The organism is Haloarcula sp. R1-2, assembly GCF_011627385.1.
Taxonomy (GTDB): Archaea; Halobacteriota; Halobacteria; order Halobacteriales; family Haloarculaceae; genus Haloarcula; species Haloarcula marismortui.
Genome location: NZ_JAANTG010000001.1, coordinates 1,548,394 through 1,563,362 on the forward strand (window position 1 = coordinate 1,548,394; position 14,969 = coordinate 1,563,362).

Sequence of the window (14,969 nt, forward strand, 5' to 3'; positions counted from 1 at the left end):
TGTCAGAAATCGTCGACGTCACGCCCGCCGCGCGGGGTGACGAGGAACTCCTGGTAGTCGTTGCGCCAGACTTCGGTCTCATGGGTGCCGACGACGATGGATGAACCCATGCCGCCGACCTTGTCGTCGTGCTCGGACAGTTCGCCGAGCGTGGTGATGGTCTCCGTCTCGTCGTCGAGGTTCCGGCCGGCCTCGCCGCGGCCAGAGTCGTTGACGATAGCAGCGGGCACATCGTCCGCTCGCTCCTCCCGCAGAACATCGACGGCTCGCTCGTAGTCGCGCCAGCAGTTGTAGAGGACGACGACGAACCCCGAGATAGCGGCCGCCCGGAGCTTCTCTTCGATTTCGTCCCAGCCGCGCCACTTGTCGGACAGCGAAATCGTACAGAAGTCGTTCGACAGCGGCGCTCCGAGGTTCGCCGCGCCGGACAGCGCCGCGGTCACGCCGGGGACGATTTCGATTGGCACGTCGTCGGCGTCGTCGGCATCGGCCATCGTAAACAGCAGGTCGGACTTCCCGTAGACGTTCGGGTCGCCGCCGGAGACGTGGGCGATGTCTTCACCGGCGCGGACCCGCTCGAATGCCTCGCGGGCGAGTTCGACCTGCTTGCCCATTGACGACCGGATGAGGGTCTGTCGGCTGCCGTCGGGCCGCTCCAGCACAGCCCCTTCTTCGCCAGCGATTTCGCCGTCGTCGGTTTCGCCGTCGAGTTCAGCCGACTGGGGCGGGAGCGTCCCGTCCTTCCGGAGGAACTCCTGATAGAGGTTCGAGGCGATGATGCAGTCAGCGGACTGGATGACGTCTTTCGCCCGCTGGGTCATGTCGTGGGGGAGGCCCGGCCCGATGCCGACCACGTACAGCGTCCCGTAGTCGGCCGGACGCGTCGCCTCGGCCGCGGCCGCTGTCGACTGGCGTCCGTCACTGCTCATCCTGAGTCTCCGAGGGCCGCCGGTCGAATCTCGATACTGTGGCGCATGGTGAGTACAACGCCGCTTTCGCATAAAACAATTGTGCTTGTATTAGTCCAAGCGCAGGTGTTGGGAAGGGGTAGTTTGGTTGTATACGAGCTCGGGGAAGAGTCGAGAGCGGTGGCTGTGCAACCGTACTCACGTCGACGAATCGCAGCGCAAACAGTTCGGTACCTCTCGGTCAGGTGTTCGTCAGTCCTCCGTCGACTACAACGCTCTCGCCGTTGACGTAGGAGGCCATATCGCTGGCGAGGAACGTCGCCACGTCAGCGATCTCCTCGGGTTCGCCGAAGCGGCCCGAAGGGATGAGTTCCTTCAGCATCATCTTCGTCGTGTCGTCGATGCGCTCGTCCTCGAACATCTGGGTCTTGCTGTAGCCCGGATGAATGGCGTTGACCCGGATGTCGTAGTTGCTCAGGCGGTCTGCGAGCGCATAGGTGAACAGCCGAACTGCGCCTTTCGAAGTGCAGTAGTTGACCAGCAGGCCGGTGCCGCGGATGCCGCCGGAGCTGGACATATTGATCACGGTGCCGCCGCCGTTCTCCCGCATCGCCTCGGTTGCGACCTGTGCGCCGAAGAATACACCCTTCGTGTTCACATCCATCAGCCGGTCGTAGTCCTCCTCCGTGGTCTCGTAGAAATCCGCTATCTCAGAGATGCCGGCATTGTTGACCATGATGTCGATACCGCCCAGTTCCTCTGCCGCGGCGACGGCCACCTCCAGGTCGTCGGGGTCGGTCACGTCACACTCGACGAAGTGGGCCGTTCGGTCGGTCTCAGCTTCGACCAGTTCGTGGGTCGGTTTGCCGCCCTCACGGGGGTCCTGCTGTCGGTCCGCAACGATAACGTCTGCGCCGTGCTCCGCGTACCGTCGGCAGATGGCCCGGCCGAACCCGCTTGCGCCGCCCGTAACGACCGCCACCTTGTCTTCGAGTAGTGTTGTCATGCGCCATTTGTCATCACAGGCGCACATAATAAATAAGTTTAGAGTTGTACGGTGACAGGAACTCGGGACAGCTGTGGACTCGCTGCTAAGGATAGTTCAGTAGCTGCTCGGTTGCGAAAAGCTGGAACCAAAACCCAATGGCTGACAAAAAGCGAGGTTAGCGCCCGATAGCGACGGTCACAGCCTCGTCGTAGCGGGTCTTCTCGGCCAGCAGGTCGTGTTCGCTGCCGGCGGCGATGGCCGACGCCTCAGCGATGCCCGGCCACCCGATGAGTTCCTTCGACCGCGAGGGGGTCGGCCCCTCGAACCCCTCCAAGGTCTCCTTCTCGAAGGCGATGACACCCAGTCCCCACTCCTCAGCAGCGGCGAGCATGCCTTCCTCGTCGGCTTTCCGGGTGCCCGTTGCGACGAACTCCACATCGTCGCGGTCGAGGTCGGCCTCGTCCAGCGCCTGCTTCCAGGCCGCGTGGAACTGCTCGACATCCGCGCCGGCAACGCTGCCACAACCGAGCACGACGCCGTCGTCCTTGTTCCGCTTCAGGACGGTCACGTCGTCGTCGACCAGCACGGCCTTCGGCCCGTCAAGGCGCTCGATAGGGCCGAGTTCATCGTCCAGCACGGCGAGGTTCGTCGCCACGGTCGAGTCGCCGTTGACCACGTGAGCGTCCAGCGCCTTGGCCTGCTTCTCCACGCCCTGCTTGTCGGCAGCCTCGCTTGCGGTCGTCATCGCCGGCACCGCGCCCATGCTTGCGAGGTCGTCAGCGACCTGATTTGCGCCGTGGTGGCCGCCAGTTATTGGGATGGCCCACGTAAGTTCCTCGTCGACGACACAGATTGCGGGGTCGTCCCACTTGTCGTCGAGCAAGTGGGCCGTCTTGCGCATCGCGATGCCACTCGCCATCAGGCCGATGAAGCAGTCGTATTCGCCCCAGTACTCCTCGAACACGTCGCCGTGGTATTCGAGGATATCGATGGACTTGTAGCGGTCGCCGATACCGTCGACGATGTCCTCGGCCGTGTCCATCTTCCGCTCGAAGGCCACGATGGCAATATTCTCTGCTACTTCGCCGTCTGAGTCAGGTGCTTTGCAACCATGCGAACCGGAGTCGTCGTCTGTGTCGGTGCTCATCAGTCATCAGCCTCCTGTGAATCCGCGTCGCTCCCGCGATTCGCCCAGTCGCCGTAGAGGAACGACCGCTCGTAGTCCTCGCCGCCGACAGCATCACCGATGACGACCATTGCGGAAGCGCGATAGCCCGCGTCCGCCAGCTTCTCGCCGATGGTGGCTATCGTTCCCTCAATGACGTCCTCGTCGGGCCAGGACGCGTGGTAGATGGCCGCCACTGGGGTTTCGGGGTCGTGGCCGTCTTCGAGCAGCCGGTCCATCGTCTCGCTGACGGCGTGGGTCCCCAGATAGATGCAGGTCGTGACATCGCCCATACCGACGAACTCGGAGATGTGGTCCTCGTCCTCGTCCAGCGTCTTGCCCTGCGGGCGCGTAAAGGCGACGTGGTTGGCGACCTCGTTCAGTGTCAACTGGGTTCGCATCGTCGCGCTGGCGGCGAAGGCAGAGGTGACGCCGGGGACGATGTAGGTCGGGACGCCCTCGTGTTCGAGCGCGTCCATCTGCTCCAGAGCCGCGCCGTAGATGGCAGGGTCGCCGCTGTGAAGGCGGACAACGGTGTCGCCGGCCTCGTAGGCGTCCCGCATCAGCGGAATCAGCTCTTCGAGGTCCTTGCCGATAGAGGACACCGTTTCGGCGTCCTCGCAGTACTCCTCCAGCAGTTCGCTGTTGACGAGCGAGCCGGCGTGGACCACGAGGTCGGCGTCAGCCAGCAATTCCCGGCCAGCGACGGTCAGCAGCCGGGGGTTGCCCGGCCCGGCTCCGACGAAGGGAATGCCCTCCTGCTCGTCGCCGGCACTGTACTCGTAGACGCGGTCGTCTCGGTTCCCAGCGACAGAGTCGATTGCCGTCTGTGGGTCCGTCTCGTCAGTCTCGTCAGTCATGCTGCACCTCGTCGCCGCAAAGGGCGGCTGCAGAGCGCTCCTGTCGCACTACTTCCCCGGACCCGTTCTCGCCGCCGTCGGTCACGACACCGCTCTCGTCGGCCGCTTCGAGGAAGGCGTCGGTCGCCTGCTCGACGCGCGTCTCGGGCTTCTCGGCGTAGGCTAGCGTGTAGTAGTCTCGCTCATCGATATCGGTCGGGTCTTCGGTCACGACCGTCTCGCCCTGTTCCATGAACAGCCGGCGGCCGTACACCACGTCATAGCCGGCCTCAACCAGCCCTTCGTGAGTGGCCGGCGCGTCGGTCACCTTGAACAGAATCATCCGGTCGGGGCCGGTCGGCGACGCGCCGCGGTCGGCCTCACGCAGCGCCAAGCTCGACCCGGCGGTGATTTCGACGCCAAGCGCGGTCGCAAACGCCGACATAGCGCTGACGCCGGGCACCACTTCGAGGTCGACTTCGGGGTGAAACGCCGCGAGCGTCCGCCGGAGATGGCCAAAGGTCGAGTAGACGTTCGGGTCTCCAAGCGTGACGAAGGCGGCGTCGCCGTCGCGGGCGGTCGGCGCGATTTCGGCGGCGGCTTCCTTCCAGGCCGCCCGGAGTTTCTCCTCGTCGCGTGTCATGGGGAAGTCGAGGTCGCCGATGCGCTCCTCGGGGACGTGCTTGGTCGCGACCGACCGCGAGAGCCGCCCCGGCGAGTACACCACGTCGGCGGATTCCAGCGCGCGCTTCCCACGGACGGTTACCAGGTCGGGCTGCCCGGGGCCGAGGCCGATGCCGTAGAGTGTCATCGCTGGCCTCCGTCGGTCGCCTCAGTCTCAGTCGGTGACCCGCCGTCGGCGGCAACGTCCTCGCTGGCGCTGCCGACAAGCATATACACCGGGTTCTCCGAGTTGAAGCTCGTCGCGCCGGCGAGTTCGTAGCCGTGGCTCACCTGAAACTGGACAACCTCTTCCAGAATGTCGCGCTCGCGGAAGGCCTCTGTCGCCGCGCCGGCGACTTCGAGCCGCGAGACGTTCATCACGATTCGGTCGACGCCGGTTTCGACCGCGTGGTCGAGAATGGCTTCATAGTTGCGTGACCCGCCGAGGAAGAGGACGTCGGCGTCGTCCGGCAAGCCCTCCGGGGCCTCGGCCTCGCGCAATTCGACATCAGCGTCAACGTCGTTGGCGGCGAGGTTCTTGCGAGTCACGTCGAGTCGATTCCCCTTGCGTTCGAGCGCAGTGACACGCCCGGCCCGGCGCGCCGCCGTGATGGTGACGGCACCGGTACAGGAACCGACCTCCGCAAAGTGGTCGGACCCGGTGAGAGCGAGTTTGCTGGCGAGGACGGCCCGGACCTCCGGCTTGGTGGGACCGGCCTTCGCATCGTGTGGGAGCGAGACGCGGGACATCACGCTATACAACTACAGTAGCGCGTAAAACAATTTTGGTTGTATTAGTCCAAGTGCGGATGATAGCAGGGTTCGGCGACCGACGTTGGTCACATACGCGGGTCAGGGAGGCCAGACACGGCAGCCGTAGTGGTAGAGCGCGGCGAGAGAGCCACCCCAGAGGAGATGGGACAGCAGCGCCGCTGCGCTGAGGTTCGGGAGGCTCGCCTCGATACCAACAAGCGAGAGCCACACCGGCATGACGAGCCCGGCTGCCACAAACCAGAGTGCGAGCGACCAGCCGAGGGCGATTCCGTAGTATCGGAGCCGGTCGGGGAGATGGGCTGGCGCGGTTCGGACCAAGGCGGCGTACACCAGTCCGAAGACGACGCTGTGGAACCCGTGTGTGAGCCAGCCAACCAGCGCGTTCTCGACGCCGTACAGCGCCCCGACGACCGGGACGCCCCCGGAGAGGACCTGCATCGGGACGCCCATGACGACGGCGGCGACGAGCGACGCCCCGACAGCCACGCTCAGGCGGCGTGGCGAGAGTCCCAGCACATCGTCGGGCGTAGCCCTCACGACGCCGTCTTCGGCAGAGACACGCGGCAATGTCAGCGTGACTGTCGTTCCGTCATCCGTGACGGTGGCCGCCGTCCGCCCACCGTAGCTCCGGATGAGCAAGCGAACGAGGTCCAGCCCGAAGCCGGTTGAGCGGTCCTCGTAGGAACCGATTTCACCGCGGGCAAGCAAGTCGAGTTGTCGCTCGGGCAGTCCCGGGCCGTTGTCGCTGACGCTGATGGCGACAGTGTCCTCGGTGGCGGTGACCCCAACCTCGACGCGAGGGCTGTCGCTGTCATTGTAGACGACCGCGTTCTCGACCAGATGCGCGACGAGGTTGTCAAGCATCGTGTTGGCCCGCACCTGCAGGTCCGGGGGCACGTCGGCCCGCAGGTCGTAGTCGGCCGACGGGTGTGTCTCGCGGACGGCGTCGACTCCCGACTCCACGCATGGGACCACAGGCACGGCGTCCAGCGACAGGTCGGCGCCGCCGTGGGTGATGTGTTTCATGTTCTCGACGACCTGCTGGACGCCGGCCGAGCGGTCGTCGATGACTGACAGGATGTCGGCCGTGCTGACACCGTCCCGTGATTCCGCAATCTCTACCCGGCCCTGGATGACCGTCAGTGCGTTCAGGACTCTGTCTCGAAGGATGCGGTTGACAAGGTCCAGCCTGGCAGCCTGCTGTTCGAGTTCGTGTTGCTGTCGGTTCGACCGCCCGGCGTAGACGCCAGTGAGTGCGCCGCCGACACCGCCCCCAATGAGGAAGTTCGACAGGTACGACCGGCTCCCCGCGGTTGACAGCGGCCCCATGCTGCCGTTACCAATCAGTGTCACCAGAACGAGGACGAACATCGCGCCAGTGCCTGCGAGACACCACAGCGTGACCGTCCGAACGAAGGCGTGTTCGAACTCACCAACGGCAAGAGCGACACCGAACGCGGACAGCCCCAGACCGAGCACCAGTGGCAACACGCCACTGAAGACGAACGCCATCGTGCCGTCGCTAACCGCCAGCGTGACCGTGAACCGGGTCAGGAAGAAGCCGAGGCCGGCGACAACGAGTCCAGTCGACGAGAAGCCACGACCCACGGAACGGATGTACTCGAACATAGTCCAACCCCGACAGCGCTACCATCGAGATACGTACCATTTCGCATCTGGGTACAAATCGGTTACCCAGTATCGGGGGCGCCGTGAACCGAGAAATCAGAACTCGGGACCGGGTGCCGGCACGCCGTCGCTGTCGTCGCCGCCGTCGAGGTCGAACTCCTCGCGCAGTTCCCGGATACGGTCTCTGATGTCCGCCGCCAGTTCGAACTCCAGATTGTCCGCGGCCTCCTGCATCCGTTCTTCCAGCTGTTCGATCTGGCGGGTGGCCTCATCGGCGTCACTCGCGCCGTCACTCGAAATGCCGCCGGTCTCGGTCTTGCTCCCGGGCAGGTTCGTCTCGCCGACTTCCTTCTCGATGGTGGTCGGCTCGAAGCCGTGGTCCTCGTTGTACTGCTGCTGGATGCGCCGGCGGCGCTGGGTCTCTTGAATGGCCGACTGCATGGCGTTGCTGCGCTCGTCTGCGTACAGCACCACCTCGCCGTTGACGTTCCGGGCGGCCCGGCCCATCGTCTGGACGAGCGTCGTCTCCGAACGCAGGAACCCCTCTTGATCGGCATCGAGAATCGCCACGAGTGAGACCTCCGGAATGTCCAGTCCTTCCCGGAGCAGGTTGATGCCGACCAGCACGTCGATGTCGCCCAGCCTGAGCGAGCGGATGAGTTCGTGCCGTTCCAGCGTGTCCGTCTCGTCGTGCATGTAGGCGACATTCACGCCGGACTCCTCCAAGTACTCTGTGAGGTCCTCGGCCATCCGCTTTGTCAGGGTCGTTACCAGCACCCGTTCGTCGCGGTCGACGCGGTTATCGATGCGTTCTAACAGGTCCTCGACTTGCCCCGTCGCCGAGGCGATTTCGACAGCCGGGTCGACGAGGTGTGTCGGGCGGACAATCTGCTCGACGACCTGGTCGCTGTGGTCGCGCTCGTAGTCGCCCGGCGTGGCGCTCACGTACAGCGTCTGGTCAGTCTTCTCCTCGAACTCCTCGAAGGTGAGCGGGCGGTTGTCGAAGGCCGTCGGCAGGCGGAAGCCGTTCTCGACGAGGCTCTCCTTGCGGCTCTTGTCACCCTCGAACTGGCCGCGGATCTGGGGGAGCGTCTGGTGGGACTCGTCGACAACGGTGAGAAAGTCGTCGGGGAAGTAATCCAGCAGGGTGTAGGGGGCCTCGCCTGTCTCGCGGTCCGAGAGGTGGACCGAGTAGTTCTCGATGCCCGAGCAGTAGCCCGTCTCTTGCATCATCTCGATGTCGAACGTGGTCCGCTCCTCAATGCGCTGTGCGGCGACGTGGTTGCCCTGGCGCTCGAAGTAACTGATACGCTGGTCCAGCAGTTTCTCAATTTCGTCGATGGCCCGCTGGAGCCGCTGTTCCGGAATCGAGTAGTGCTCCGCCGGGTGCAACAGCGCGGCTGGCTCCTCGCTTTTGACCTCGCCCTCCAGCGGGTCGACTTTCAGCATCCGGTCGATCTCGTCGCCCCAGAACTCCACGCGAAGGGCGTAGCGGGCGTACATCGGGTAGATTTCGAGCGTGTCCCCGCGCACGCGGAAGGTCCCCTGCGTGAAGTCCACGTCGTTGCGCTCGTAGTTCAGGTCGACCAGCTGACCGAGCAGTTCGTCGCGTTCGATCTCCTGTCCCACTTCGAGCGAGAGGGACATGTCGATGTAGTTTCGCGGGTCACCGAGCCCGTAGATGGCCGACACCGACGCGACGACGATGACGTCGTCTCGGGTGAGCAGCGAGCGCGTCGCGGAGTGGCGCAGACGGTCGATTTCGTCGTTGATGGAGGCGTCCTTGTCGATGAAGGTGTCCGTCTGCTCGACGTAGGCCTCGGGCTGGTAGTAGTCGTAGTACGAGACGAAGTACTCGACGGCGTTGTCCGGGAACAGCTCGCGGAACTCCTCGTACAGTTGTGCTGCAAGGGTCTTGTTGTGAGCGATAACGAGGGTCGGCTGCTGGATCTCCTCGACGACCCACGAGACGGTGTTGGTCTTCCCAGAGCCGGTCACACCGAGCAGTGTCTGCCGGTCCATCCCCTGACGATAGCCCGACGCCAGCTGTTCGATGGCCTCGGGCTGGTCGCCCGCGGGGTCGAACGGGGCGTCGACACGGAACTCGCGGTCGACATCTGGTCGGTCGATAGAGAGGGGGCCGCCGGTGTCGCTCATTACCTACACATCGGGCTGGATGGACTTGAGCCGCGTGGTTCACGTGAATGTGGGGCTGGTATGCTTGTATTGTAAAGTTGAGATATTTATCACGCCCTCGTGTTTTGATTCGGTAGTACCGGAAGTAAGCAGCCGATACGGCACTATCCAGGTTCTGAACAGTCAGTTCATTTTATACTCTTTTACTGTTAAGTATTTGATATGGGAGAGGCAGATACGGAGCCATCGAGCGAAAGCGAGGACGTACTCGCCACAAGCCGCTGGTCAATCGGAAACTGGGCAGTTATCGGCGTGTTTTTCGTCTTTACCGTGGTCGGCGTCGCGATGGCAGCGGGTCTGTTCGGCCGTGGCGTCCTCACTGAGACAGTCGGCGGTGACGGCTCCGGTGTCACTGTTCCGCTGGCCGTGTTCCTGTACGCGACGCTTGGTGCACTGGGGTATGTGTTCACCAAACTGATGACATCGCTTGACGAGTACGACGAGTGGGCCGATTTCGAAAAGCTCGCCGAGATAGGGCTGCGGATTCCCGCAGCGTGGCTCCTTGCCGCTGGCGTGTATCAGTTCGGCAGCCTCGCCATCGGCTCGTCTGGCCTGGGGGCGACACAGCTCGTCACCGGTGTCCCGTTTCTCGTTGGCCTCTACGTCAACGTCGCGTACAAGTGGCTCGGCGGGCTGGCCGACCGCCTCCTCGGTCGGGAACCAGAGCGAGCGGAATGGGCGACATCACAGCCTGGTCAGGGCGAAGCCGACAACCGACGACCCGACAGCGGCGACAGCGTCGGTGGCCACGACTGAGACTGTCAGCTGTACACGAGTAAAAAATGTCGCAGTGACGAATGTCGTCACGACGGTACGGCCAACAGTATGAGGCGTCGTCCCAACGGCCAGCAGCCAGAGCGAAACGCGCCCTCAGCAGACCGGTTTCGGGTTCACGCCGAGGTCTTCGAGCGTCTCGAAGTACTCGTCGTAGGCCGTCGAGATTACGTCGATAGCAGCCGCCTCCGCGGCGTCCCAGTCATCGTCATCCTCGCAGACAGCATCAAGTAGTTCAGCGGCCTCGTCGCGGAGGGCCACCACGTCGCTGCCGGCGCTGCGGAACGTACTCGCGGTCTGTGGGTCCGCCTGGCCGGTGAAGAAGCCGGTGTACTGCTCCTTTACCTTCTTGTCGACGAGCGTCCAGCCGACGAAGCCGCCAAGGCGCTCGACGGTCCCGTCGAAGTCGTCGAGTACGTCGTGCATCCCCGGCGTTCGGTCGGCCGGCTCGGCGTCGAGGCTGTCACGGCGCTCGGCCGTCTCGGCCGCCGCATCGGCAAACAGCGCGGCCGCGTCGTCGTTCGCGTCGTCGCTCCAGGCATCGAACGTCTCGTGGGCCGCCTGCTCGCGGGCGGCCGCCGCCGCCAGTACCACGTCCGGTTCCATCTCGCCGCGGGTGTCGGCGTACAGCGTCTTCGAGGAGCCCAGTCGGGAGAGTTCCGTCTGCTGGTCGTCACGAACTGCGTCGATAAGGTCGGCTGCGGTCATACTCTGGCCTGTGGCCGGCGCGGGCTTGTAACCATCGGACCCGCCGCTCGAAGGCTCGTATGGCTGCGGGGAGTAAGCCCCCTTCTGTTCGGGCCAGCATTCGGCTGAGCGGCCACGTCCAGCGCTTGCGCGCGGCATCGGACTACCTGTCGACGCGGCCTTGCACCGGTGAGGTTTCGCCGTTCCATCGGTCCGTCGCCGGAAGCGTGGGGCATCGAAGATGGCCCACGGAATGCGTGGGGCGTCTCAGACGGCCCACGTGTGGAGCACAACTGTGGTCCACGAACGCGCGCCCCGGAGTCACCGGGTCGCGACTGCCCTCGGTGGGTTAGCTCTCCCTCGCTTTGGCCGCGTGCCGCACCGTCTGGTGGGGCACGACCAGCCTCGCTCGGGATTCGCACACCTCATCGGTCCGGCGACGACGTGTCGTTGCTGTTCCAGAGCCGACGGTCTCCCGCCCCGGGCTTGCGCCCGGTCACCTGTCCGACAGGTGGGGGGACTTTCCTCATGGCTTGCGCCACGGGAGCCGGCCTCCCGCTGCCACCAACAGGTACGCCAGTGCCGTGAATAAGGCTTACCAACGACCTTTTTCGGCGTCGGGTTCGCGCTTCGCGCGAACCACTCCTTGAAAAACGTCGATGAAAAAAGCGCGAATCGCGTTGCGATTCGCGTGAAACCGCTCGCTTCGCTCGCGGTATGCGCAACAGCAGCAGCAGCTACTGGTTTTGTGTATTCGAGCGAACCTGCCCTTCCCCGGGTCGCGCGACGGAGCGCGCTCCCGGCCAACACTATGTTTGAAAGGTAGTAGAGAAAGCGAGCAACCGCACGATTCGCAAAAACCGAACCGGGAGTGCTCAGCAGTGCGCCTTAGTCGTCGGAGGGCAGGGGCTCACCAGAGCCGTCAGTCGGCGCGGGCGAGGCCTGCATGTCGTCGTCTTCTGCGTAGGGGTACCACGTCATCTTCGTGTTGTGCATATACGGGTCGTGGTAGTCCGTCTCCTCGGGTTCGACCATCTCGGCCAGCGTCTCCTCGTCGCGGTCCGCAACGAAGTCACGGAAGGTCTCGCCGCCCTCGCGGGCGTCCTCGAAGTTGTTGACGAGGTTCTTGATCGCGCCGGGGACTTCGTCGGCCGGGACGCGCATCTCCACCCAGTCAGCGAAGCGCGGGTCGTCGCCGAGGCCGCCGCCGAGACCGATATCGAGCGCCTCGACCGGTTCGCCGTCCTTGCGGGTCTTCATCCCGCGCAGGGACACGTCGGCGATCTGGGGCTGGGCGCAGGAGGCCGTACAGCCCGAGAGGTGGATGTGGAAGTCCTTGTGGTCCTCGGGCAGTTCGACGTTGTCCTTGAGCCAGCGGGCGTACCGCACTTGGCGGTTCTTCGTCTCGACGATAGAGAGCGAGCAGTACTCCGTGCCCGTGCAGGCGATGGAACCGCGCATGAACGGTGACGGGTCCGGGGAGTAGTTCTCCAGCAGGGGTTCGCTGGTGAACTCGTCAAGGTTCTCCTCGGGCACGTCGGTGACGATGATGTTCTGGCGCTGGGTCAGTCGAACCTCGCCGGAGCCGTACTCGTCGGCGAGTTCGGCGAGTTCGAGCACGTCGTCGGCACCCATGCGGCCGACCAGCACGTTCAGGCCGATGTAGTAGTTGCCGTCGTTCTGCTCGTGAATCCCGACGTGGTCGTTGTGTCCGTCCTGGGACCCGGTGTTGTAGCTGTACTGGTCGCGCATATCCTCGCCCGCAGTCGGGAGTTCGAAGTCGACGTACTCCTCCTGCAGGACCGAACGCATCTTCTCGGGCCCCCACTCGTCCATGAGGAACTTGATGCGAGCGTTGAAGCGGTCCTCGCGGTCACCGTAGTCACGGAAGAGCGAAGACATGCCGTGGGCCACGTCAGCGGCCTGCTCCGGCGGGACCCACACGTCGATGTCGCGGGCGAGACGCGGTTCCTTGCGGGAGAGGCCGCCGCCGATACGGACGTTGAAGCCGAGTTCGCCGTCCTTCTCAGCGGGCTCGAAAGCGAGGTCGTTGATGTCGCCCTGGCCACAGCCCTCGTCACAGCCGGCGATGGCGACCTTCCACTTGCGCGGGAGGTTCGAGTAGTCGTCGTTGCCCTTGAACGTCTCGTGGAGGTCCTCGGCAACGGGCCAGGCGTCGACGTGCTCGTGCTTGTCCTTGCCGGCAACCGGGCAGCCGACGATGTTCCGCCAGGAGTCACCACAGGCCTGCTGGGTGCCCAGGCCGACGGCTTCGAGCTTCTCGAAGATTTCCGGGATGTCCTCCAGTTTGATCCAGTGGAGCTGGATGCTCTGACGGGTCGTCCAGTCACAGTAGGCCTCGCCGAACTCCGGATTATCGACGGGACCAGTTGCGTACTCCTTTGCGACTTCGCCGATAACTTCAAGCTGGCCGGGCTTGATGACGCCGTTTGGTGTCCCGATACGCATCATGAAATACGACTCCTGGCCGGAGCGCTGGTGGTACAGGCCCCACCACTTGAAGCGCTCGAACCAGGCGTCGTGTTCGTCTTCCGGGATGGCATCCCAGCCCTGCTCTGCGAACTCCATCAGATGCTCTCGGATCTCGTTACCGTAAACCTCGTCCTTCCAATTCTCGACTTTCGTGGGCATAGCTAATGTGTTTTTCCACAAGTCTCACTGACTTATACAACACACTTTGCCGTCAACCGTCTCCCCCACTCCCCGAAACAAGCAACTGTTGCCTATTCTTTGGGACTGGCGAGCCGGGTTCGCTTCGCCGGGAAATGGACGCCCTCGTGGACGACACCGTGGAACTCGCCAGAGTCTGGGTCCACGACGCGCCCGACCGTCAGCCAGTCGGTCACGCCGCTTTCACCACAGGAGATACACTGGCCGGCTATTCGCGCCTGGATATCGAGATAATCAACGCCCACTTCCACGAACCCCTCAGCGAGCAAATCGGTCGTCTCACACCCACAGAAGTCGCTTCGAGCCAACAACCACAGGTCCGAGACGTTCACTTCCCGCGAGTCGTTGACGGAAATCCAGGCTCCGTCGTCGAGCTGGTGAACGTCAGTCGTCATTACATCTCATTAGATTCTCGAAACACCTGAGGGCATCGGCGGGTGCAAGTATCACCGGGTCGAGTCGAATCCGCCGCAGTCATGCGGTGAGTGTCTCACGAGACTGACCCGCTATTTGTTGGGCTCTGTCCGAGATACACACATATGTTGCCTGTAAGTCGCAGTGCGGGCCAAGCTTACAGCAGAGTCCGTCCTTAAGATAGTGGGGGTATTACAGAGGAGTACGACATCCCGTGGCGGCCACGCTGGTCGTCGCTGTGAGAGAAACGATGACGAACGCACAACAGACCCACGACGACGATGCCGAGCGCGAAGAGCCAACGACAGACCACCTCGACAATGTCGAGGACGGCTGTGGCTGCACAGAAATCTGGGAGCACATGAGCGAAGAACGCGAAAGCGAGAGCGCATCCGACGACTGACACCCCTGTACGGGGTACTTTTGTGCGGTGCTTCCTAAACACAAATCGATGCCAGAGGGGCCCGATAACTACGTTCCATCGACCGACCGCGAATCACCGGTCGGGAAGCCGGTCATCCGCGGAGACCCAGCACTCACGGGACAGCGACCCGAGGAGGCCATCGAGTTCGATCCCGACGACCCCGAGAGCCTCGAACTCGCCGCCAAGACAGTCAAGAAATTCTCCGAGAACACCGCCGGCGGCGACGACAACGTCTTTATTCTGCGCGGCGCGGCCGCGTGTGCAGCTCTAGTTCGCGGCGAAGGGTCCTACAAGGCCGCTGCCGAACGGGCCGGTGGCGAAGCCTCGGTCTCGTTCATCCGGAAGTGGTCCCGCGTCCACGACCTCCCTCGATCCGTCCGTATTCACGTCGCTATGGGGCATATCGCGCCAACGGCGGCCAAACACATCGCCAGAGTCTCAGGCGAGTCTCGCCTCCTGCTTGCGTGGGCCGCCCTCGACCACGACCTCACCGTCCGCCAGATCCGATCCGTTGCCAGCAGTGTCAACGACGGCGCGTCCGTAGACGCGGCGCTCGCCAGAAACGGGTACGCACTGGGTGAGATACGAACGCAACTCGACCGCGACGCCTACTGTCGGCTCCGCCGGCAGGCCGCACTCGATGGGGCGTCCCCCGGGGAAGTCATCAGTGAGGCTATCGAGTCGTACTTCGACGACGGACCGTAAGGCCTTAATCGCCGCTCCCCCGAGCGAATAGCGAGGGCCGGTAGCTCAGTTAGGCAGAGCGTCTGGCTTTTAACCAGATGGTCGGGGGTTCAACTCCCTCCCGGCCCGTGCA

Annotated in this window: 14 protein-coding genes, 1 tRNA gene and 1 other RNA gene; 4 read left to right on the top strand and 12 right to left on the bottom strand. The window is 63.8% G+C overall.

The window, feature by feature from the left end; translation table 11 throughout:
• Positions 1 to 2: 2 nt before the first annotated feature.
• From G9C82_RS07885 to uvrB, 8 genes are all read right to left on the bottom strand, one after another.
• Complete coding sequence (locus tag G9C82_RS07885; protein ID WP_127013794.1) at positions 3 to 929, bottom strand: precorrin-3B C(17)-methyltransferase; 927 nt, start codon at positions 927 to 929, stop codon at positions 3 to 5.
• Between the two features lie 220 nt (positions 930 to 1,149).
• Entirely contained in the window at positions 1,150 to 1,914 is a 765-nt protein-coding gene (locus G9C82_RS07890; protein WP_127013795.1) for an SDR family oxidoreductase, read from the bottom strand.
• Positions 1,915 to 2,071: 157 nt separating this feature from the next.
• The gene (gene cbiG, locus G9C82_RS07895; protein ID WP_127013796.1) at positions 2,072 to 3,043 is read right to left on the bottom strand and encodes a cobalt-precorrin 5A hydrolase; all 972 of its coding nucleotides are present in this window, start codon (positions 3,041 to 3,043) and stop codon (positions 2,072 to 2,074) included.
• Positions 3,043 to 3,921 carry a cobalt-precorrin-4/precorrin-4 C(11)-methyltransferase gene (locus G9C82_RS07900; protein WP_127013797.1) on the bottom strand — a complete coding sequence of 293 codons (879 nt, stop codon included), beginning with the start codon at positions 3,919 to 3,921 and terminating at the stop codon, positions 3,043 to 3,045. Before G9C82_RS07900 ends, cbiG begins: the two co-directional genes overlap by 1 nt.
• On the bottom strand, positions 3,914 to 4,711 hold the full coding sequence (locus G9C82_RS07905) for a cobalt-factor II C(20)-methyltransferase (protein WP_127013798.1): 798 nt from the start codon (positions 4,709 to 4,711) through the stop codon (positions 3,914 to 3,916). Before G9C82_RS07905 ends, G9C82_RS07900 begins: the two co-directional genes overlap by 8 nt.
• The gene (gene cbiT / locus G9C82_RS07910) at positions 4,708 to 5,313 is read right to left on the bottom strand and encodes a precorrin-6Y C5,15-methyltransferase (decarboxylating) subunit CbiT (protein WP_004964957.1); all 606 of its coding nucleotides are present in this window, start codon (positions 5,311 to 5,313) and stop codon (positions 4,708 to 4,710) included. Before cbiT ends, G9C82_RS07905 begins: the two co-directional genes overlap by 4 nt.
• Positions 5,314 to 5,415: 102 nt before the next feature.
• A complete protein-coding gene (locus G9C82_RS07915; protein WP_127013799.1) occupies positions 5,416 to 6,966 on the bottom strand; it encodes a sensor histidine kinase KdpD in 1,551 nt (516 codons plus the stop codon).
• 96 nt (positions 6,967 to 7,062) lie between these two features.
• Positions 7,063 to 9,123 (bottom strand): excinuclease ABC subunit UvrB, encoded by a 2,061-nt coding sequence (gene uvrB, locus G9C82_RS07920; protein WP_127013800.1) that lies wholly within the window; start codon positions 9,121 to 9,123, stop codon positions 7,063 to 7,065.
• A gap of 201 nt (positions 9,124 to 9,324) precedes the next feature.
• Here uvrB and G9C82_RS07925 point away from each other — a divergent pair, with 201 nt between their 5' ends.
• Positions 9,325 to 9,918, top strand: a complete 594-nt coding sequence (locus tag G9C82_RS07925) for a hypothetical protein (protein ID WP_127013801.1) — start codon at positions 9,325 to 9,327, stop codon at positions 9,916 to 9,918.
• A gap of 114 nt (positions 9,919 to 10,032) precedes the next feature.
• Here the strand turns inward: G9C82_RS07925 and G9C82_RS07930 are convergent, their stop codons facing one another.
• From G9C82_RS07930 to G9C82_RS07945, 4 genes are all read right to left on the bottom strand, one after another.
• Positions 10,033 to 10,644, bottom strand: a complete 612-nt coding sequence (locus tag G9C82_RS07930; RefSeq protein WP_127013802.1) for a rubrerythrin family protein — start codon at positions 10,642 to 10,644, stop codon at positions 10,033 to 10,035.
• Between the two features lie 61 nt (positions 10,645 to 10,705).
• Positions 10,706 to 11,186: RNase P RNA component (gene rnpB / locus G9C82_RS07935), an RNA gene on the bottom strand.
• Positions 11,187 to 11,511: 325 nt separating this feature from the next.
• A complete protein-coding gene (locus G9C82_RS07940) occupies positions 11,512 to 13,275 on the bottom strand; it encodes a nitrite/sulfite reductase (RefSeq protein WP_127013803.1) in 1,764 nt (587 codons plus the stop codon).
• Positions 13,276 to 13,367: 92 nt separating this feature from the next.
• A complete protein-coding gene (locus G9C82_RS07945) occupies positions 13,368 to 13,709 on the bottom strand; it encodes a hypothetical protein (RefSeq protein WP_127013804.1) in 342 nt (113 codons plus the stop codon).
• A 233-nt stretch (positions 13,710 to 13,942) separates the two neighbouring features.
• On the opposite strand from G9C82_RS07945, the gene G9C82_RS07950 reads away from it, so the two are divergent.
• The 3 genes from G9C82_RS07950 (at position 13,943) to G9C82_RS07960 (ending at position 14,965) form a co-directional block, all read left to right on the top strand.
• Entirely contained in the window at positions 13,943 to 14,131 is a 189-nt protein-coding gene (locus G9C82_RS07950; RefSeq protein ID WP_004964979.1) for a hypothetical protein, read from the top strand.
• 48 nt (positions 14,132 to 14,179) lie between these two features.
• Positions 14,180 to 14,857 (top strand): hypothetical protein, encoded by a 678-nt coding sequence (locus G9C82_RS07955; protein ID WP_004964981.1) that lies wholly within the window; start codon positions 14,180 to 14,182, stop codon positions 14,855 to 14,857.
• Positions 14,858 to 14,891: 34 nt separating this feature from the next.
• Positions 14,892 to 14,965 (top strand) — tRNA-Lys (locus G9C82_RS07960).
• The last annotated feature ends 4 nt before the right edge of the window (positions 14,966 to 14,969 follow it).